Source organism: Bradyrhizobium sp. B120, from assembly GCF_049075665.1.
Taxonomy (GTDB): Bacteria; Pseudomonadota; Alphaproteobacteria; order Rhizobiales; family Xanthobacteraceae; genus Bradyrhizobium.
The window spans coordinates 8,409,285-8,429,264 of sequence record NZ_CP185242.1; the positions used below are offsets into that span (position 1 = coordinate 8,409,285).

The following is a 19,980-nucleotide window of genomic DNA, read 5'->3' on the forward strand; positions in this document are numbered from 1 at the left end:
GGTCGCACCAGAGGCCGGACAAATGTCAGCACCCGACTACGCGCTGCGCCTTACGAACGATTCCTCTTGCGCTCACGGGGGCGTCCACAGAATGGCTTCCTCGAGATGCTTCATGTCTGCCTCGCTGGCGCGAGTCTTTAGGGCATGGCCGTAGACGTTGGTGTGAACGGCCCAGAGCTCGTCAGCAAGGCTTTGCGCGCGGCGGGAGCTCAAGATAAGCGGCCGCGTTGTTTGACCACATCGTGTCGCCTCCGAATGGTGGGATCACAACGCCTCGCAGCACCACAATCTTGGGATAGGCATCCACGTACTCCAGATCGATGTGCCAATTGTCAGTCCAGATACCTCCGCGTGCGGAATCAATCTCGAACATTGACATCGTTCCCTTTTTAGCGCGGACCGTTGGAGACGGCATAAGGCTCCCCAAACGACGAGCAAAGCGCTCCTGCTAGGCGTCGTCGATATGACCCTGGTCGCGGAAGAAGATGACATTGTGCTCGAGCAGACGCTACTGATCGCAGCGATCGTCTGGCCCGGTAAATCGCCCGACAGCTTGACATTACTGATTTCAGCGCCTACGCGCGGTGCACGCTTGACGACATCGGCAAGCGGGATGTCCTTATTGATCAAAACCGTTTCACTCATGGTCGCATTCTCCAGAGCTGCGGATACTTCGGCAAACAAAACACGGAATTCGTTCCGAAACCCCTGGGTGGAGGTGAACGGAACGCCGATGCTGCACAACGCGCTCCATCAGTTGTCCGACCTCGGGACTCGCGAAGCAATTATCGTCATCGAATATCGCGAGGAAGCCATCAAACACGAGGATGTCGACATCGAGTATGTCCACAATCCCGGCAGCGCCCATTCCCTATGGCTAGCGCGAAATACAATGCTTGCCGGCGACACCGTCTTTTTCGATGGCGAGGTGTTCTGGCCAAAACCTACATGCATTATCCATACTGCCGGTGACAAGGGGACGCACAGTGTGCTGTTTCCGAGGCCACCCAAGTGCTCTCCCGAACCATCCGTCCTGGACCGCAGCCGAAAATGGCAGAAAACCTCAAGCAGAAAACTTCCATACCTACCCTGTGACTAGATGGTGCGCCTGGGAAAAATACTCCTCGCGGGTCATTTCGTAGTATTGCCAGAACTTGCCGCAATACCAGCGGTCGTCAATATAGCGTAGCCCCAGCTTCTTAGCTGCCCGCTCGGCCCGCGGGTTCCCATGCGCAATGAGGCCAACGACTTTCTCCTTCGTAGAGTTTTGCAAGGCTTGTGTGATGGTGACGCGTGCGGCCTCAGGGCCTAGACCTCGCCCTGCTCCGAATTTGGTAAATGCATAACCGAATTCCAGATCGTTCGTGTCCCCGTAGTCGCTTAGGCCACAGCGACCGATGAAAAACGGACCATCACTGGCCTTTTCGTAGACGATCCACTCGCCAAAGCCGTTTTTACGCCAATGAGACAAATACCAATCGAGCGACCTGCGGACATCCTCGTTACTCTGCGGCACATTTTTGAAGATCACCTCCTGGATCAGCGGATCGTTGTGCAGCTTGAACAATTCTGCCTCGTGTTCGGGTCGCATAGGCGTGAGGATCAAACGCTGAGTTTGATATTTTCTCATCAGTATTCTCCTAATCGGAGACCTTTTTCGGGTTCACAAGGGCAGTCGCCTAATTCAATCAATGAAAGCGTCCTAAATTCTCGAATCTGAATATGATGTTGGCTACCGATTAGCCTGCGTAGAGGATCCGGCCCGCACGTGATAGCCTCCGAGAATCGCTCAGCACCAGAGGGCAATATACAAATCGGACCGATGCAGATCGAACTCGGGCGGATGCCCGCATATTCCTTCAGCGAGCCCAGATCGATGCGGATGGCAAGGCTATGTGTCGCGATCCGGCATGATGTTGCGGACGAGAGATACCCGGCATGCTTGGGCTGACCATCGCCAGTTGGTCCAGCAACGGTTCGTGGATCGTCTCGCCTGTCAGATGAGCATACGACGATGGCATCACGCCGGCAATCAGCAAAGGGCGGATAGCCAGACTGATAAAAGAGAAACGCAATTCCGTTCGCTTGCAAGAGCATCGTCTCGATACCGGTCGAATTGGAATCAACGGATACGGCGTGTGGATCATTACCTTTCCTCTACTCGCAATAACCCAGCCTTCATTCACGTGCGTCTGGCGACAACCGATCCACGGAATCTACGAGCGGCACACTAGCGGGCGCAGAGATGCACGCACCTATCATTGTTGGGAGTGCGCTTAGCCAAGCGCACCCCGTGATCGAGAACGTGTTGGGGTTACGCTTAACCGGCGGGTGATAGGCTCTTCGATCCGACTTCTCCTCGTGCACGACGCCCCAGGCTCGCCCTCAAGAACGAGGGCCAACGCAAAGCCGCCGCCAACTGTCAGATCCGAACGACGAACTCATGTCGACTGAGGTGGTCCCGGTTGTCTGAACAGATTTTCCGCGTCGATAAGTGGAGCCTCTGCCATGGTTAGGCTGCCAAGCGGAGTGGCAGCGGGTTGAAGTAGGCTTGATCGGGGGTGACGCCGTCAAGGCTCGAATGCGGGCGCCGACCGTTGTAAAAGTCGAGGTATCGGCCGATCGACGCGAGGGCCTCGCTGATGCTGTCATAGGCCCGCAGATACACCTCCTCGTATTTGACGCTGCGCCATAGTCGTTCGACAAACACGTTGTCCCGCCAGGCTCCCTTGCCATCCATGCTGATCGCAATGCCGTTGTCGGCGAGCACGCCGGTAAAAGCCTGTCCGGTGAACTGCGAGCCCTGATCCGTGTTGAAGACGTCCGGCTTGCCGTGACGAGCCAGGGCATCCTGAAGCGTCTCGACACAGAACGCCGCCTCCATGGTGATCGATACGCGCCACGACAGCACGCGGCGGCTGAACCAGTCGAGCACAACCGCCAAATAGACGAAGCCGCGCGCCATCGGGATGTAGGTGATGTCCATCGCCCACACCTGGTTCGGCCGCGTGATCTCCATCCCGCGCAGCAGGTACGGGTAGATCTTGTGGCCCGGCTCGGGCTTTGTCGTGCGTGGACGGCGATAGAGCGCTTCTATCCCCATCCGCCGCATCAGCGTCTTCACATGCCGACGGCCGATCTTGCACCCATCGGCAGCCAGCAGCCCTCGCAACATGCGAGAGCCGGCAAAAGGGAACTCCAGATGCAGCCGGTCGAGGCGCTGCATGATCGCAAGGTCGGCGTCCGGCACCGGCCGCGGCAGGTAGTACACGCTGCCGCGGCTGATGTTCAAAGCCTCCGCCTGCCTGGTGATCGACAGCTCGTGCTCACGGTCGATCATCGCTTTGCGCTCAGCAATCCCGCCTTGGTGAGCGCTCCTTCTAAAAAATCGTTCTCCAGCGTCAGTTCGCCGATCTTGGCGTGCAACGACTTCACGTCGATGGCTGCTTGCTCCGCTCCGGAGCCGCCGCCGGGACCGAACGCATCGGCGGCCTTGCTTTCAAGCTGAGCCTTCCACGCCGTGATCTGATTGGGGTGGACGTCGAACTGCTCGGCAAGCTGAGCCAGCGTTCGATCGCCCTTCACGGCGGCGAGCGCCACCTTCGCCTTGAAGGCCGGTGTGTGGTTCCGGCGTGTTCTTCTGCTCATTGTCGCTCCTGATTCGCAGGCACAGCGTGCCCGCTGTCAGGCGGAAACTCCACTTATCGCCCTGTGCAGAATTCCGGGGCCGGCTCTGCCTCGTGTGGGATCGCACGCCAGTACACCGTTTCGGCGGGCAAGATCACCAACTGCCAGATCGGAGTGTTTGGCTCCTATATGTCGCGGCATGGCCATGCCTTTATCGATCGGGTGCTCTACCTGCCAAAGGAACGGACGGACGACCTCGCTCGCCTGAAGGCAGCGTATGTCCCTGGCGATGTGAGCTTTGCGACGAAGCCCAAGATCGCGCGCCGAATGATCGCTCGCGGCATCGCCGCAAGGATGACGTTCTCGTTCGTCGCGGCGGACAGCCTGTGTGGCACGGGAGATCGAAGCCCTGCTACGCGAGGCGGACCAAGGATATGTTCTGGGTGCTGCTTCCAATCACGTATTCCATTCACAACAGCTTGTCGGCGGCACCGCATCCGCGATCGCGCAGAGCCTCCCCAAAAGACCTAGCGCCGACCTGCCGTTCGGCGAAGGGACCAAAAGTCCACACTAGCACGACGGCGCCTATCTCGAGATCGTCGATCTCGGCGCGAGCGAATACAACGACGACCGCACCGGGGAGTGGACTCGGGGTCTTTTGATCTGCCGCAATGTTGCCGACGACAGCTTGGCCATCTTCTCCACATGGTGCCCCAATGGCGCGTCCATTCAGAAGCTGGTTTGTGGAGGGCCATGTCTGGGGGCCATCGAGGACAGCTTCGAAACCGCCTAGAGCATTTTCGGTTCTGATTGAATCAGAACCGAAGCTCTCGATTCTTGTTTTGACGCGTTTTCTTCACGCGAACCGGGTCCACTTCGCTTGAAAACGCTCCAGAATGAGCTCGGTCTTGACCACAACGAAACTCGCTCCTGGCATCGCCATGTCTCACTCGTCATGCTTGCCTTCGCCATGGGGGCCGTCATTCGTTATCGGGCCAACACTGGGGTCGTTGCCATAAAGTCGCGGCAGCGTTCTTGATCGGAGCATCGTTTGATCTGCCGGTCGATGCAGGAAATCCGCCGCATCGATACGAAGCTGCCCCGCGGCGTGTCCTGCGCGCGCATATCCTCGCAAGGTCCTCCTGGCCCAGGGCGCATCAAGCCAGCGCGCGCTAAGCTCACGCGCCTCAACATCGACCTCAACATCGACAATGACGCGCCGCCCGCTCACCTGCTCGATCTCAATTCGCCGCTTGCTCGGATGTTGCGTCTCGTCCCCACCGTCATCATGCGCAGATCCTGCCCTTCTCGATCCAAAGCATAGCTGCATCTGAGGAATGGTCATGCCTCGTGGAAGGACAGCCCCAATTCGATCGGTTTGAGGCACTGATGCACGTTAAATGGTCATGAATATGTCGAAGTACTAGCCGGAAAACTGCACCGTCGACACTGTCGAAAAAAGTGAATCTAACTCTTCAAGAACGATCTTATCGTGGCCCTAGTCTCTTCCGGAGCAGATTCGTAAATGGTATGTCCGTGGTCTCTAATCACATGCAGCTTTGAGCTCGGGATTAATTCATGCATTTCAACCGAGCAAGCAAGAGGGGCAATCCAGTCGTTTTCGCCACACATGATCAAGGTTGGAACGCGCAACATCGGTAACTGATTGCGCACGTCAAACGACGATCCCATATAATAGCGCCGATGCACCTCTACATTGCAAGGATCAGTCAAGGTTGCTTTTAACGCAACGTCGACCGGATAATTCTCGTCATAGAGACGGCTGATGGCAAAACGAATTATCCGAAATTCGATATCGCTCTCCAAATCTCCACGTAGATACCTCCGGATCATATCCCTTGTGGCCATTGGTGCCAGATGCGCGCGCTTCTCAAACTCATCAAGGGCCATCTCTTCAAAGTCACTACAAGCGGCCCCGCCGATGAGAACCAGCCCGGATACACTGTCTTGATAACGTAGGGCATGCAATAGAGCGAGTTGTGCTCCAAACGAAACTCCAATAATCGCTGCCGGAGCCAAGCCAAACAGTGCCTTGCGAAAGGACTCAACATCCTCGATCAACTGATCCACCGTTAAAGGTTCTTTAAGCTCTGATTGGCCCAAGCCTCGCCGCTCGAACGAAGTGACCCGAAATTTGTCACTAAGTGGTTCAAACGCAGAAAAGTCGTCAAGAAAGTATGAGGCTCCACGTCCTCCGTGAATAACGATAATAGGAGGCGCGTCAATTCTACCCGCTTCTTGATAGGCATGCAGCGCTCCGTTTATAAGCAACTTGTCGCGCACCTCGATAGACTCCTATATGACGATCTTGAGAAACAGGCAGAAACGCGCGGCAGCAAAGCCGTTTTCCATACAGTTTTCATCAGTTCGGCAATGGCGATCGCGATCAGGGCCGGTAAAAATGACGGTCCAGGCTCGACACGGGCGAGCGAGTTCGCGGCAGTCGCTCAGATGGCAATCCGGTATAGGCTTGCTGCTCTCTGCTATTATCTCTCCAAGCTTAGTGGCAAAACTTTCGCCCCGGAAGCTTGCGTAATCCCGCCACCAATCAACTCCGCCCGAGGATTGTCGCTCTGCCTGATCTTCCTCGAGCTTTCCATTTTCGACGACGAGCGCCTAGCCGCGTAGAGTATATGCGCAGCTTTGGATCAATGAATACTACTAACCTTCGTCGGCTCGTCGTTTCCCGGTTTTGGGTACGAGAGCAGAGCCGCTGTGGGAAACACGCGTCGCGCAGAAGGCCTGCCGAGAGGCACGCACGACCTGATCGCTATGCCCACACCTCGCGCCATCTGACAAAAGCCTTCTGTTCATCAAACAACTTGCTTACGGAAAGATGAACCATAGGTGGAGCGATTAGCACGCGACGTACAATGGAGGCTTGGAAGCCCTGAACTCGGATACCGTAGTCCACGTGACTCGACATCACTACCCCTGCAAAGCTGCACTTATGGAAGGCGAAGCCACTGCTGGTCTCGGACAAGGGCCGAGCTAGCCTCACCAGAAGCTTCTCCCGGCTATGACACAGCCTCAGTGCGCCAGGGTCAACTACCAACGTTAGTAATTGATCTAGTGACGGAAGCACATCAATTATTTGACGAATAAGCATCAAGATCGAGCAAACCTCCGCTTCAAGGAGTTCAAAATGCAATCTGACACACAATCTGTTGCCGACGGCCTGATCGATGCACTGACTGCCGGGCCGCAAAATGCTGTGTGCTCATGCCTGCTCCAACCGTGACCTCTCCTTCCTAGTATCAGTGCATGATGCGCTCCTATGCGCGATGAAGAGTTCGTTGGTATCGATGAACTCGTTAGCCACATTGGCCACGACGGGCTTCCCGAGAGGACACGAGTGATATCTGCCAAATTAGATCGCGCACCGGTCGCCAAGCGTTGGGATCACCTTATCAGCTCAGCAGGACGCTCATCTTGGCGCAAGGCATGCCTTTGTGGTCAGGTTCGGCAAATGGAGACATGTAACACCAACCTCCAGGAAGAGGCGTTATGAAGGCAAGCCAAAGCGATAGACCACGAGCCAACGAAAGGCCTTGATCCGGATGCCCGCTCAAAAGGGTATACGCCGGAGAATTTTGGAAGTGCTTACGATGCGCCGTGCGATTTCAGGAAAAACGCTCAAGAGGCCGGCGACACACGATGGTGGAATTGTGTATTGGACCGATCAGCTACAATGCGGTGATGCCTTTCGCGTCACTGCTGCATAGCTCTTGTCTGCGAGTTTGTCGATGGTGTTGACATTGGGAATGACGGCATGATGGCTCGCACCCTCAAGCCCCTTGTCGTAGAAAGTGCCGCTCGCACCTCTACGAATCATCGGCGGCTCGGGTACAGGAAACGCGCCGAACGATTGGCCCACCCGCAGTCCGGCTATGATTCGCGGCACGTCCGATATCAAGATTTGCGGCAGGTAACGCACTTCGGCACGAGGATACGTGACAATCTTCTTGCCTTGGCCGTCATAAAGCTCCTGCGCCACGTCGAGCGTTTTGCTGGCTGACCAGCCAAAGCGCGAGCCGCAGAGCTTCTGCAACGACGGCAAATCATGCAGCTTGGGTGGCCCTTGCCGCTTATCCTCGACGCGCACGGCAAGCGCACCCTCGAAACCCTCAGCCGCTTTGACAACGGCCTCTGCCCTTTCGCGCTTAACAATTCGGTCCTGCGGCGCATGCCGCATCTGGAATTGCCCGTCCGCGACCTTCGCGGTGGCGACAGTTTCGAAATAGGCAAGCGGCGCGAAGTTTCGAATTTCCAACTCGCGCTTGCATACAATGGCTAATGTCGGCGTCTTTACACGACCAACTCCAATCACTCTTCGCGCGCCCTGTCCCAGGATGACGGTTGCTGCGCGAGTGAGTGAGAGGTTGTAAATCTGATCAGCCTGCCGGCGCGCCACGGCGGCGGCGTAGAGCCGGGCATATTCGATATTGGGTTTTGCGCGACCAAATGCGTCGCGGATGGTCTGCGAATCCTGCGCGGTGAACAGCACCCGCATCACCTGACCGTGATACTCGTAATGCTCAAGAATTTCCTGACCGATCAGTTGGCCCTCACGGTCACAATCGGTTGCAAGCCAAACTCGTTTGGCAGTGCGCAATGCCTCGCGAATAGCCTTGAGCTTAGCGGCCTTGTTGCCACCCTCTGCCGGGCGCGTTCCGTAAAGAGCTTCAGGCCGCAGAAGTATTGGCGACCACCGCTTCCAGGCCGGGACAACCTCCTCCGGTTCGAGGAGATCGAACAAATGGCCCTCTGCTGGAAGAACATCACCGTAGCGCGAACCAATTGCGGCGCGGACGTCTTTGGCCTGGCTGGTTTTCTCGGTGATAACGATCTGATCTGCCAGACCGGCGCGTGGGTCGGCCAGGACTGCATCCCATGATTCACCCGGCACCACGCGGTTCGCTGCCGGATCCGGCCTCTTGATATCGCGCCGACGAGCAGCCTCCGGCGCCAGCTTTTCCATCTGCTTCGCGGAGGGCATTCGGGAGCTTGCGGGTCGCTCGTTCGTCATGGTCAGGCCAGATTGCTAAAAGAACATATAGAGAACATTGTTCGCCGGTCGGGTCAAGCAGTTGGAGTCAGGCCATGGCTGAAGTCACCTATTTTGTCGCGCTGCCGTTCATCGCCGCCGATGGCGGCATGCCGCTGGCGAACCCACGGAATGTTTTAATCCAAACGCCGCTGTAATAATCCTGCAAGGAAGGTCACGTCGCGCTGACGCCTTGCCCTGTTGCTTGCTTTTGCTATGCCCCCAATCGCGCAGGCAGAAGACGTCGCACCTAGCCGGATAGACAGCGTTACCAAATCGGCGCGCGACATGATGCCAGCCATGACATGATGCCAGCCATGTCCGAGATGTCGTCCCTCTCGCTGCCGTCGATGCCTGACCTTTCGCTGCCCGACTTCTGGGACACGACGGGCAGGCTAATAACTGAGTTCAATACCTTCACGCAATAGGTCGGCGACGCGCTGCCCATTCTCGAACAGATGGGTTACGAGGTTACGACATTTAAAGTGACATGGGCCTCCCGCCCAAGGCTCGACTCCGATTGAAGTCGAGCGGTAATTCAGACATCCCGAAAGTGAACGCCATCGCAACCAAGGCGGCAAACGGCGGCGTACTGGTTACTGTGTTAATCACGAGCGCCGCGACCGCAAAACGCATCCAAAGCACCAAGACGCTGGGAACCGCGTATCTCGATTTAAACTTCGCGGTGCCGCCGCGAGTTCATCATCCGTCTGGTGATGATCTTTCAGTTTGCCTCGTTTCCTTTGATCCAAAAATTTACAAGTTTCATTTTATCCCGAAGGCCAAGTTTCTAACCCGTGAGATTATAGATGGTCTGAACGATGGACCAGGTGCCGAGGTGTTTGTCGTGGGCAGGTTTGTTAGTCACGAAGGAAAACAGCAAAATCGACCAACTGCTGGATTTGGCTTCATTGGGGAGATGCCCTTTGAGCCCGTCGTGCAGGATGATGGCTTTAAGCAGGAGAGTTTTCTTGTGGGGGGTCAGTGAGGTGGTCCCGGTTGTCTGAACAGATTTTCCGCGTCGATAAGTGGAGCCTCTGCCATGGTTAGGCTGCCAAGCGGAGTGGCAGCGGGTTGAAGTAGGCTTGATCGGGGGTGACGCCGTCAAGGCTCGAATGCGGGCGCCGACCGTTGTAAAAGTCGAGGTATCGGCCGATCGACGCGAGGGCCTCGCTGATGCTGTCATAGGCCCGCAGATACACCTCCTCGTATTTGACGCTGCGCCATAGTCGTTCGACAAACACGTTGTCCCGCCAGGCTCCCTTGCCATCCATGCTGATCGCAATGCCGTTGTCGGCGAGCACGCCGGTAAAAGCCTGTCCGGTGAACTGCGAGCCCTGATCCGTGTTGAAGACGTCCGGCTTGCCGTGACGAGCCAGGGCATCCTGAAGCGTCTCGACACAGAACGCCGCCTCCATGGTGATCGATACGCGCCACGACAGCACGCGGCGGCTGAACCAGTCGAGCACAACCGCCAAATAGACGAAGCCGCGCGCCATCGGGATGTAGGTGATGTCCATCGCCCACACCTGGTTCGGCCGCGTGATCTCCATCCCGCGCAGCAGGTACGGGTAGATCTTGTGGCCCGGCTCGGGCTTTGTCGTGCGTGGACGGCGATAGAGCGCTTCTATCCCCATCCGCCGCATCAGCGTCTTCACATGCCGACGGCCGATCTTGCACCCATCGGCAGCCAGCAGCCCTCGCAACATGCGAGAGCCGGCAAAAGGGAACTCCAGATGCAGCCGGTCGAGGCGCTGCATGATCGCAAGGTCGGCGTCCGGCACCGGCCGCGGCAGGTAGTACACGCTGCCGCGGCTGATGTTCAAAGCCTCCGCCTGCCTGGTGATCGACAGCTCGTGCTCACGGTCGATCATCGCTTTGCGCTCAGCAATCCCGCCTTGGTGAGCGCTCCTTCTAAAAAATCGTTCTCCAGCGTCAGTTCGCCGATCTTGGCGTGCAACGACTTCACGTCGATGGCTGCTTGCTCCGCTCCGGAGCCGCCGCCGGGACCGAACGCATCGGCGGCCTTGCTTTCAAGCTGAGCCTTCCACGCCGTGATCTGATTGGGGTGGACGTCGAACTGCTCGGCAAGCTGAGCCAGCGTTCGATCGCCCTTCACGGCGGCGAGCGCCACCTTCGCCTTGAAGGCCGGTGTGTGGTTCCGGCGTGTTCTTCTGCTCATTGTCGCTCCTGATTCGCAGGCACAGCGTGCCCGCTGTCAGGCGGAAACTCCACTTATCGCCCTGTGCAGAATTCCGGGGCCGGCTCTCAGATCGATCTGCGGCTATAGCGGCTCTCCGGTCTTTCTGTACGCAATGCCAGTCGTGCCAGATACATTTGCCGCGCGAAAGGTGCAAGCCTACGGGATGTATGGTGAGTGGCTACGCGGTGTGGAGTGGGGGATGCTTTTGAATTGGGAGCCGGTGCGCAACGAACGTGCTGAGCTGGTGAACCCGAACAATCCTAGCGGTATGCGGGTTCCCATAAACACGGGCATGATGGGAGCCGTACCCGTTTGGAAGCTGGCGGAGATGTTGGATTACGGTGCGATTGCAAATTCTCGGATTGAGCAGGAGCGAATTGCAAGAGAAGGTATGACCCGGGCCTGATGCGGATATTATCACCTGAACGAAAAGCGGCGATTACATGATGTCCAGGAGAACAAACCCCGAGATATTGCTTGGCCTCTTGCTGGCATCGCTGTTCTGGATTGGCGTTCTGGGATGGCAGGCGTCCTACTTCCCGAGAAGTCAGCAGGCGAACGAGTGCTACGATACCGCCAAAAAGGCCGGGACCAAGACCGATGATTGTAAGGGTTTTTGGGAGCGAACTACGAGCGACCCCACCGCGGCCTTCACCTTGGGGATATTCATATTCAACATCGTACTTGGTCTCTCGACCGTCGCCCTATGGCAGGTGACCCGCAGATCGACCGACATTGCCGAACGAGCCTTTTCCGATTTGGAACGGCCCTATGTCTACATCTTCGGCGCGAAAGGCTTGGAACGCGAATCGGAGCGAATGGACCCTTACGACTTCCTCAAATACTCAGTCGCCAATTACGGTAAAACGCCCGCCAGCCTAGAAAGCGTTTGCCTCAAAATCAGCCTTGGCAATACGCCGGAGGTTCCGATTCCGGTAGGCCAATGGCACAGCCTTAGGGCCTTGCCGATCTTGACGCCAAACGAGCGGAGAGATGACACGGAGGTTGTTCCCGAGAGCATCTCAACCTCGCAATATGCCGACGAGAACACCCCGCCCGATGACTCCTTCACTGTCCCCGATCTTGAGGATGGGACCGAGTTCTTCTTGTGGGTGCAGATCAAATATCACGGCCCTTTTAGCAGGGGCCACGAAACGTCCGCGTGTTGGAAGTGGGACCGGGATAGTTCTCGCCTGATCTTATACGCCGATGAGAAATACAACTACACGCGCTGAGTATCATTCGATCTCGGAAAGTCAAAAATATGCTTCCCGATAAAACGCCTGATTTGAGCATCGACGAATGGATGACGGCCAATTCTGAGTTGGGCCATAAACGGCTTCACGCGCTCGGGGTGATAACTCAGAGGTGGAATAGAGCCGAGCGGTGGCTGTTCACGATATTCTGCGACGTATCCGGGTACGATGAGGCCGAGGCGTGGGCCTTGGTTTACAACTTGAGCACGCCCGCAATTTCGGAGCGAATAAGATCACTGCTCAAGATCAGAAATAACGCCACCGAAGCCCCGTTAATCGAGAACGCTCTCGAAGTCTTTAATGTGTGTCGCCAGAATCGAAATTCTGTCACCCACGCATGGACGCGTGGGCTATCCGCCGATGGGCAATTGGCCTTGGCGAGCAAAAGCAGGAAAGCGGATAATTTTGATGCCGATCCATTTCCGAGCAGTCTTGACGACTTGCGAAGGGTCGCGGATGAAATTGAAAGTCTCAACACGCGGCTGTGGCTGCTGAGTTGCTTCGCGGAGGACTCCCAGCCTACGTCGTCACTTGAGAGACTTCCCTTGCCGTTCCTGCTTGTACAGCCTCCACAGCAGCCTAGCGCAAAGCTGCCACGTCCGCCTCGTACGTCTGCGGCATCGAGGAGATCAGCGGCGACTTCTCGGACTGAGAAATAAAGAGAACCGGCGTGTGCAGGAGCGAACATGATGATCGCAGCACGGGTTTTCGCTACTTGCGGGCTGTCACTGATTTTGATGACGCCAGCAGCGGGTTTCGAGTATTCATCGAAACAGTCGAATGCGATTGCGAGCGTCGCCCAGGCGAACGTCGCTGGCGGGAACTGCCCCGGACAAGAGGCCATAAACACCGCGATGGCGGATGAGCTTCGTGAAGCGGGCTTCGTCGCCGACCCTTACAAATCAACCGAGTTTGAAAGAGTGTGGAGGGCAAATACTGTCGAACTCTACGGCTTGCTCCATCGCTCGTCCGCGGCATTGTGCGCCGCTCTCTGGCAAAGGCTCGGTCCCAGCGGCAGCCATGGTCATCAGATGCTAAAGGTGCGGAACCGTTGAGCCGAACATCCGGTAGAAACATTGCCCATGACACGCGAGGCCGGGCGCAACTGTCGCCGCTTCAAGTGAAGAAAAGGTTGGAGCTGCTGTCGCTCAATCGTATTTCTTGATTGCCTCACACGCTTCCGCAATACTTTCTTTCGCCGCTCCAGACTGCATTTGCGCCAACATCATTGTCATAAGGCGCTCGTAGCGGCCACCCGGCTGGATATCGGACGGCTTCACTTCGGCGTCGGACGCCCATCGTGCGATCTTATCATCGTGGGATTTCGACGACGGACACCGTTGCTGGAGGGAGATCACGCGCGCAGCCATCATCGCAAAAGCCTTCACGTTCTGCGGAATTTTTGGGTCTAGATACCATTCTGCGAACCGCAGTGCCTCAGCGGATTTTCTGTCGTCTTCAACCTTTATGTCGCGTGACACCATATCGGCGGCATTTGTCGCCCTTTCAGAGATATCGGGTTGTGCGGGATCAGGACCAAAACGTCTGTAGATGGTGACGCTCCCGCCGCCGCCGTCTCGCGTGAATGCTTGGCATTCGATTTTGACGCCACGGATTTCCCGATCAGCGTTTTCGGCGGCATTCGGCTTGAGCGCGTCGGAGACGCATCCCGACGCCTCCGTTGTAATTTCTACGCGATTGGCTCCAGTTACGAACTCGCCACCCTTGGCGATAAGAGCGATAGTATTCGAGGCTGGCCGTGCCCGTCCTTCCCAGTAAACTGCAAAGTCGGCTTTTTGTTTTGGACCGAATGGACAGCCATACGTCGCGTTATCGGCTCCGACGTGACCGATCTCGACGATCATGCTCGTCTGCCGCCCCGTCCCACCTCCAAGATGCGCGGCAAGCTTCTTCGCGCCAGCGAGACAGTTTGCAGCTTTTGCCGCATCGTCGAGAGTTGATGCGGGCAAGGTGACAGCTTGAGTAACGTCGGTGGTCAGCATCGCCTTGATGCTGATATCATCAATCAATTTGCCAATTTCGATTGGCGGTCGCTCGGACGGGATCGGGTAGTCCAGCACGTCGGTCATGGTGAAGATATGATTATCCGAGGCCCGCTTCGTCGTTTCGGTCCCACCTGCGCCGGTCAGCATTTGTACCTTTGCTTCTGCGCATGGCTTGCTCCTCCGGAGCGAGACCGCAGTTAAGGTCAAAAACTGAGCGGGAAACTTGAAGCCCTCTTTGACCTCGTAGCGCCACGTTGATGGGTCCTCCGGCTTCCCGGTGTTTTGCCCATCATCCTCGAAGACGGTTGTCGCCGGAATGACAATTTCATCTTTGGGCCTGAGGTGAACGTCGTTGTCTGTAAGACATATCCTTGCAACGCCGGACGTACCCAGCGGCGGTTCTTCCTTCGCATGCACCGGGCTCGGCAGGGCGAATGCCGCGACAGTCGCGAGCAAAAGATATTTCATGGTTGTGATGCTCTCCGCTGCAATCGTAGTGAAGCCCATCGGATGCGTTCGCCATCCCGCTCGTGCAAAACTTCAGATCCCGCGACGGGAACGGACATTATTTAGCCCGTAGCGCGCATCGCCATAAGTACATCCGCATAGATTTTCACCTTAGCCTTTGCATTCAGCCCTTTCATGCCTCCAGACATCCTGGTCGGGGTGGGCAAAATATAAAACGCGATCTCCCGACCCTCGATGTATTCGGACAAGATCGGTCCGCTAAATTTTTGTGCGATCCGCTCCTCGTCAGACCGCAAACGCTTGCAGATTTCGTTCCGGCGGGAGATTGCGACTCTGTATCGAGCGCCTAGCTGTGTCGCAGAATCGGACAGTTTTCGAAAAGTTCAATCCGCTGCTTGCTGGCTGGTAAAGGCGATTTTGTTTATGCGACGCTTAGCCGCAAACACCAGCCGAAAGTCTGTGAGATCGAATTCTTCTATGTCGGCGTCCCTTGCGCTCGTTTCTCTCCCGCTCTTTCGTTTGTATTCTTGCAAGACGTCGTACATCCAGAAGTCGTTGGCAATAAGGAAATTATGCCAGTTCGTTCGTCTTTGCGCGTTGTCGGATTCCTCCAGCAAGGACGTGCCAGTGATGCCGCTGAGAAGTCGCCACATCCCGCTACTCTTCGATCCGTAGTAGAAGCAGGTATCACGCGTGAGTAGGCTCATATCGGGCCGGGAGAAACGCGGCGGCGGTCGGCGGTGCTGTACCAACGATAATCGTCGAGACGCTGTCCGGTATTGCCTCAAGACAGTTGTAAGGATGCTTTTCGGTAAGGCGCTCCAAATCTATCCTCGCTGTGTGTCGGCTCGCCGCATATGCGTGTCACCCGTCCAATATCAATTGGTGCCAGTCCCGACTAAGCTGATGTTTCCCCAACAGGCGGGCCGAAATCGAATGACGGTGGTTCTAAGTGCCAACGCACCAGGTCATCCATCGCAATAAGCACGATCCTGTCTGTCAGAGCGGCTGAGCGGATGGCGTCCTCGGTGAAACTGGACGTCGTAATGATGAAGCCACGGTGAGCGCTTTGTTCTTCAGCGACGCCCTTGAATTGTTGGATGGCTGGACGGCCCACTTTGTTTTCCGCCGAGTTTCGCTTGCATTGCACGATATCAATCCGTCAGGATTGACGGCAAAACCGTCCACCCCAAAATCGTTCGATTTTCGTGTAGCCCACGCTTCAAGTCCCGCCCTTTGAAAAAAGCTCATGCTGTGGCGTTCAAAATTGAACGGGTCCATATCGAGCAAATGCTGTCGTAGCGCCATCTCCTCCTTCGGCATTGCGAAACGGGTGGGATCCATCGGCTGCTCTTTCATCGCAGCCTTCATTTCGGCGCTGGTGCGACGCAACCGTTCATCTGAAATAATCACGTCGATAATTTCGGCGACGTGAGTTTGGGCCTCTGGGCTTGACACGACGGCTTCGATGATTGAGGTGATTCCCGCGGTCCCGAGAAAAATCAATAGAAGTACCGGGACGCCGAGAGCGCCGCCAAACGCCGCGATCCCGGCAGCATGACCACCAACCAACGGAATCGCGGCGAGCGTTGCAGGCAGCGCTATCTTCATAGACCAAGGCAGGTTCGATTTGCGGTAGTTCGAGACTACCTCCGAGACACTGTTCGCAATTGCCACGATAGCCGCGCGCGAGTTGATGAGCGCATTCAGTTGCTTGAATTTGTCGGTGGTGCCAATATCGCTCGCGACGACATCGCGCGACTGACTAAGCCATCGTATCGCAATCACCCGATCCTCCGGCCTAGACGTGTGCTTTATGGTCGAGGCGAAGAGGCCAATCAGCCACTTTTTAGTGCTGTCAGTTACATTGTCGAACATGGCCCCTCCGAACGGGTATAGCTGCGATGTAGGTTTTTTATTTGCAACTGATCTCTAAATCATCGGTATCGCGAGGCAATTCCTCTTTCGCATTCGGCTTTAGGCTTACGAATTTCATGTTGACCCGAGGTGGCACGGCGAAGTCTACATCGAGGTACGCTGTGCCGAGCTTCATGGTGCTTTGGATGCGCTTCGCCGTTGCGGCGCTCGTAATGAGAGCAGTGATCAGCACGCCGCCGCTCGTGGCCTTCGCGGCGATGGCGTTCACTTTTTGGATGTCCGCGTTGCCGTTCGACTTCAACCGCAACCTGGCCTTCGGCGGAAGGCCCCAAGACACTTTGAAAGTCGTGACCTCGTAACCCATTTGTTCAAGGATCGGCAGTGCATCGCCGACTTGCTGCGTGAAGGTATTGAACTCAGTCATGAGCTTGCCGGTAGTGTCGGAAAAATCAGGCAACGACAAATCCGGAATCGATGGCATCGAGACGGATGGCAATGAAGGCATCGCGGGTATCATGTCGCGTGCAGATTTGGTGATGCTGTCGATCCGGCTGGGCGCATCTTCGGCCTGAGCAGGAGCCAAACTCGAAATTAGCACGGCTATTACGAGAAGCGGTCTCATTCCATTTCCTTCGGGCAGGATTGAGTTCTTTCGCCGAAATTGACGCCAAAACGCTAGGTTGTCGAGAGGGATATGTCCGACTGGCGGTCGCGCAGGCCGCGAACTCCGCCAACAATGCTTGGCAAGTCGCGGCCCGGACCACCGGACGAACTCGCGTTCAAAATTGCCGAGAATGTGTGACCTCCGACGCCTTCGAGCAGCCGTGCTGTTGGCAGCAATTGACCCGTCGTTTACAGTGTGCCAGTTCAAGTAGACGATTTCCTTCGTTCATTCGTCCGTTCTGGAGAGCGCCATGACGTGGGGGCGTTTCATTTTCATCTTTTTTGCTTTCGTTCTCGTCTCTGTACCCGCTTCTGCTGCTGACCGCGTAGCCCTGGTGATTGGCAACGGCGCGTACCAAAAAGTGCCAGCCCTCCCGAATCCATCGCGGGACGCTGACGATATCGCTCGTGCACCAGAGCGCCTTGATTTTAAGGTCACCGAGGTAAACAACGCGACCGCCGCTGATATGCGAAAGTCGCTGGTCGAGTTTGGCCGTGCCGCGGAAGGATCCATGATGGCGGTCGTATTTTACGCCGGTCATGGGATGGAAGCCGGAGGAGAAAACTGGCTCATTCCAACGGACGCCGAACTGCGGAGCGACACCGATGTAGAAAGCGAGGCCGTCAGTCTCAGGTCGGTCAATCTACAGGTCAGCAAAGCGCGCCAACTTGGTTTGATTATCCTTGACGCCTGCCGCAACAACCCATTTGAAGCAAAGATGAAGCGTTCGCTGACCACCCGGGCGGTGGCGCGTGGATTGGCTCCGACAGAACCCACGGACAGCGTTTTGATCGCCTATGCCGCTCGCGACGGCACCACGGCAAGTGACGGAGACGGACGAAATAGCCCGTTCACGACCGCCCTCCTGCGGCACATCGAGACGCCGGGGCTCGAAATATCGTTCTTGTTCCGCAGGGTTCGCGATGAGGTCATGAAGGCGACCAAACGGGAGCAGCAACCCTTCGTGTACGGATCGCTATCGAAGGAGGAGATTTACCTAAAGGCTCCTGCCGCGAGCGCGAATACTTCTCCGATTGCTAGTGTCTCGACGCCTCCCGCCCTTAGCCAGCCGATGGCGGCTCCTAAGGAAGACGAACAATTTTGGCTGGCAATCAAGACATCAACCGTCGCAGGGCTGTACGAAGAATTTTTGTCCGAATACCCGAGAAGCAGTCACGTGGATGAAGCGCGCGAACGGATCAAAGATCCTCAGATCCAAACAGGTCGCGGCTGTGTTGCCGACGACCAGTGCTTCCCCGTCCGGCGGTGATACGAATATGGCCAAGGAAGAGCCAAGTCCGGGTTCGAATCCGCCTGACCGTGGCCTGTTTACGCCTGAGGACAGCCGACTGGTGGAAGCTGTGGGCGCTAGGCTGCAATTTAGGATGCCACCTTTTACTATCGGGGCGACCTGGGATTCTCCGAGTTCTTATGCGGGATTTATCGGTGTGTGGTCGAGCAAGCGCGGTTGGGGGAATGGTAAGGGCCGCCACGCCATGTTGATCGTCACAGGGGTCTCGACGGAGGGCCTAGCGCGTGGGTACTACCTGTGGGGGCCTCCGACAAGGGCGTCCTGGGAGCAATCGCCAGCGGGCTACACGCAGTTTTTCACTGAAAAGATCGTAGAGAACGCTTTTTTAATTAGGAGCGGCGACCAAACGGTGAATGCAAGACTCGACAAGAGCAACACTATGACCTTGTCTACATTCAAATCAGGAAAGCCGTCTGAAAAGGCTAGTATCGAGCTTTATCCGATCTGGCAACCGGCCGCGCTGGGGCAGAACGCCACCGGACCGTCTGTTGATCGTGGGCAGAAGTCAAAGAATGCGTCGATCATCAATCCGTCTCCAGGAGGACAACAGCCGAAGGTGGAGCCGAGCCGCGCACGGTCAGAACCAACTGCCAATTCGAGAGCTACAGAGAAGGAAGCTCCAGCGGGAGACTCGCGGTGTAGCAACATGCACGACCGGTTGGGCTGCTTATGCGCGGTGCGGAACGGGGGCGGCATATCGTCGGACGGCAAGAGTTGGTACTCAAAGCGCCATGGGAGCGACCTCACGAACGAAGCATTCGTTCGGTGCCAACTTCAAGCGGGCAGAAGATAGATAGCTTTTCACCATTGTGTTTGTAATTTTCGGGGTGCGGCAGACCTGCTGGGCGCATTCAGCTATGGATCAATTTCGTAGGCTCATGCAGCAAAGGGGCGCGCAGCAAGGTTTTTGCGCCGAGGCCAACATTCCATCGATCATGTACTTGCCGCCTCCGTTTATCGTGGTAACAACCCGGCTTCATGATCAACAGGAGCGATTGACTTGAAGAAAGCTAGGGCCGCTAGGAAGACCGTCAAGCGCCGCGAATGGACGAAAGCCGATCTAAGAGAACTCAAGGATCATTCAAAGGCGCGAACGCCAGTTGTCAAAATATCAAGGCTCACTAAGCGCTCGGTCGGAGCCCTCCGCCAGAAAGCGTTGCACCTGGGGATAGGACTGGGCCACCGACGATAGTTGCTGATGCACCGAGCGGCATGTCGAAAAGAACACGCCGCGCGGCGCGATAGATTTAGCCCCTGGCGTGCTTTTTAATGATAAGCTTAGTGAAAGGCTTCTCGTTGCGAGAGGACCGATTTTCCAAACCGTTGCAAGATGGCGTGCAGGCTTCGCGTTCGATCCGGAGAGGAACGCCATCGTCGTGGTCGCGGGCGATAAGTCAGGCGGTAGCCAGAAGCGCTTCTACAAGCAGCTTATCGCCAAGGCGGACAGCCGGTTTTCCGACCATTTGGAAACCCTGAAATCCGTAAAGAAGGGATGATC

Annotated in this window: 17 protein-coding genes and 3 pseudogenes; 8 read left to right on the forward strand and 12 right to left on the reverse strand. The window is 56.4% G+C overall.

What is annotated here, in order from left to right; all coding sequences use genetic code 11:
* Positions 1-181: 181 nt before the first annotated feature.
* Positions 182-415, reverse strand: coding sequence for a TauD/TfdA dioxygenase family protein (locus tag ACOIX3_RS38995; protein ID WP_420967300.1), 234 nt, complete (start codon positions 413-415; stop codon positions 182-184).
* Positions 416-463: 48 nt separating this feature from the next.
* Between ACOIX3_RS38995 and ACOIX3_RS39000 the strand changes: the two genes are divergently transcribed.
* Positions 464-1,099, forward strand: coding sequence for a hypothetical protein (locus tag ACOIX3_RS39000; protein WP_420967302.1), 636 nt, complete (start codon positions 464-466; stop codon positions 1,097-1,099).
* On the opposite strand, the gene ACOIX3_RS39005 is transcribed toward ACOIX3_RS39000, so the two are convergent.
* Both ACOIX3_RS39005 and ACOIX3_RS39010 read right to left on the reverse strand, forming a co-directional pair.
* Positions 1,085-1,630 (reverse strand): GNAT family N-acetyltransferase, encoded by a 546-nt coding sequence (locus tag ACOIX3_RS39005; RefSeq protein ID WP_420967303.1) that lies wholly within the window; start codon positions 1,628-1,630, stop codon positions 1,085-1,087. The two genes, ACOIX3_RS39000 and ACOIX3_RS39005, sit on opposite strands and share 15 nt — an antisense overlap.
* Positions 1,631-2,512: 882 nt before the next feature.
* A protein-coding gene (locus ACOIX3_RS39010) for an IS3 family transposase (RefSeq protein ID WP_253576835.1) occupies positions 2,513-3,648 on the reverse strand; the annotation gives its coding sequence in 2 pieces (ribosomal slippage) (positions 2,513-3,390 and positions 3,390-3,648; 1,137 coding nt in all).
* An 81-nt stretch (positions 3,649-3,729) separates the two neighbouring features.
* Here ACOIX3_RS39010 and ACOIX3_RS39015 point away from each other — a divergent pair.
* A pseudogene (locus ACOIX3_RS39015) lies at positions 3,730-4,666 on the forward strand (IS701 family transposase); the annotation flags it as partial.
* Here the strand turns inward: ACOIX3_RS39015 and ACOIX3_RS39020 are convergent.
* The 3 genes from ACOIX3_RS39020 to ACOIX3_RS39030 form a co-directional block, all read right to left on the reverse strand.
* Positions 4,574-4,972, reverse strand: a complete 399-nt coding sequence (locus tag ACOIX3_RS39020; protein WP_420971981.1) for a hypothetical protein — start codon at positions 4,970-4,972, stop codon at positions 4,574-4,576. The pseudogene ACOIX3_RS39015 and the gene ACOIX3_RS39020 sit on opposite strands and share 93 nt — an antisense overlap.
* Before the next feature lie 122 nt (positions 4,973-5,094).
* Positions 5,095-5,931 carry an alpha/beta fold hydrolase gene (locus tag ACOIX3_RS39025; RefSeq protein ID WP_420967305.1) on the reverse strand — a complete coding sequence of 279 codons (837 nt, stop codon included), beginning with the start codon at positions 5,929-5,931 and terminating at the stop codon, positions 5,095-5,097.
* Between the two features lie 1,399 nt (positions 5,932-7,330).
* Positions 7,331-8,629 carry a DNA topoisomerase gene (locus ACOIX3_RS39030; protein ID WP_420967307.1) on the reverse strand — a complete coding sequence of 433 codons (1,299 nt, stop codon included), beginning with the start codon at positions 8,627-8,629 and terminating at the stop codon, positions 7,331-7,333.
* Between the two features lie 619 nt (positions 8,630-9,248).
* Between ACOIX3_RS39030 and ACOIX3_RS39035 the strand changes: the two genes are divergently transcribed.
* The gene (locus tag ACOIX3_RS39035; RefSeq protein ID WP_420967308.1) at positions 9,249-9,683 is read left to right on the forward strand and encodes a hypothetical protein; all 435 of its coding nucleotides are present in this window, start codon (positions 9,249-9,251) and stop codon (positions 9,681-9,683) included.
* 58 nt (positions 9,684-9,741) lie between these two features.
* On the opposite strand, the gene ACOIX3_RS39040 is transcribed toward ACOIX3_RS39035, so the two are convergent.
* A protein-coding gene (locus tag ACOIX3_RS39040; protein ID WP_253576835.1) for an IS3 family transposase occupies positions 9,742-10,877 on the reverse strand; the annotation gives its coding sequence in 2 pieces (ribosomal slippage) (positions 9,742-10,619 and positions 10,619-10,877; 1,137 coding nt in all).
* Positions 10,878-11,097: 220 nt separating this feature from the next.
* Between ACOIX3_RS39040 and ACOIX3_RS39045 the strand changes: the two genes are divergently transcribed.
* From ACOIX3_RS39045 to ACOIX3_RS39055, 3 genes are all read left to right on the forward strand, one after another.
* Positions 11,098-11,304: a hypothetical protein gene (locus tag ACOIX3_RS39045; protein ID WP_420967310.1), complete on the forward strand. Its 207-nt coding sequence runs from the start codon at positions 11,098-11,100 to the stop codon at positions 11,302-11,304.
* Between the two features lie 40 nt (positions 11,305-11,344).
* Positions 11,345-12,133 carry a hypothetical protein gene (locus ACOIX3_RS39050; RefSeq protein WP_420967312.1) on the forward strand — a complete coding sequence of 263 codons (789 nt, stop codon included), beginning with the start codon at positions 11,345-11,347 and terminating at the stop codon, positions 12,131-12,133.
* A gap of 707 nt (positions 12,134-12,840) precedes the next feature.
* On the forward strand, positions 12,841-13,209 hold the full coding sequence (locus ACOIX3_RS39055; RefSeq protein WP_420967314.1) for a hypothetical protein: 369 nt from the start codon (positions 12,841-12,843) through the stop codon (positions 13,207-13,209).
* 93 nt (positions 13,210-13,302) lie between these two features.
* Here ACOIX3_RS39055 and ACOIX3_RS39060 read toward each other — a convergent pair whose 3' ends face one another.
* The 5 genes and pseudogenes from ACOIX3_RS39060 to ACOIX3_RS39080 all read right to left on the reverse strand — a co-directional run bounded on the left by ACOIX3_RS39060 (position 13,303) and on the right by ACOIX3_RS39080 (position 17,128).
* The gene (locus ACOIX3_RS39060) at positions 13,303-14,628 is read right to left on the reverse strand and encodes a hypothetical protein (RefSeq protein WP_420967316.1); all 1,326 of its coding nucleotides are present in this window, start codon (positions 14,626-14,628) and stop codon (positions 13,303-13,305) included.
* 383 nt (positions 14,629-15,011) lie between these two features.
* Positions 15,012-15,281 carry a hypothetical protein gene (locus ACOIX3_RS39065; RefSeq protein WP_420967318.1) on the reverse strand — a complete coding sequence of 90 codons (270 nt, stop codon included), beginning with the start codon at positions 15,279-15,281 and terminating at the stop codon, positions 15,012-15,014.
* Positions 15,282-15,526: 245 nt separating this feature from the next.
* Positions 15,527-15,778, reverse strand: a complete 252-nt coding sequence (locus tag ACOIX3_RS39070) for a restriction endonuclease (protein ID WP_420967319.1) — start codon at positions 15,776-15,778, stop codon at positions 15,527-15,529.
* A gap of 74 nt (positions 15,779-15,852) precedes the next feature.
* Positions 15,853-16,506: pseudogene (locus tag ACOIX3_RS39075) on the reverse strand (restriction endonuclease); the annotation flags it as partial.
* 37 nt (positions 16,507-16,543) lie between these two features.
* Positions 16,544-17,128: a hypothetical protein gene (locus ACOIX3_RS39080; RefSeq protein ID WP_420967320.1), complete on the reverse strand. Its 585-nt coding sequence runs from the start codon at positions 17,126-17,128 to the stop codon at positions 16,544-16,546.
* Between the two features lie 292 nt (positions 17,129-17,420).
* Between ACOIX3_RS39080 and ACOIX3_RS39085 the strand changes: the two genes are divergently transcribed.
* Both ACOIX3_RS39085 and ACOIX3_RS39090 read left to right on the forward strand, forming a co-directional pair.
* On the forward strand, positions 17,421-18,440 hold the full coding sequence (locus tag ACOIX3_RS39085) for a caspase family protein (protein ID WP_420967321.1): 1,020 nt from the start codon (positions 17,421-17,423) through the stop codon (positions 18,438-18,440).
* Positions 18,441-19,813: 1,373 nt separating this feature from the next.
* Positions 19,814-19,978 (forward strand): annotated as a pseudogene (locus tag ACOIX3_RS39090) (type II toxin-antitoxin system RelE/ParE family toxin); the annotation flags it as partial.
* Positions 19,979-19,980: the final 2 nt, after the last annotated feature.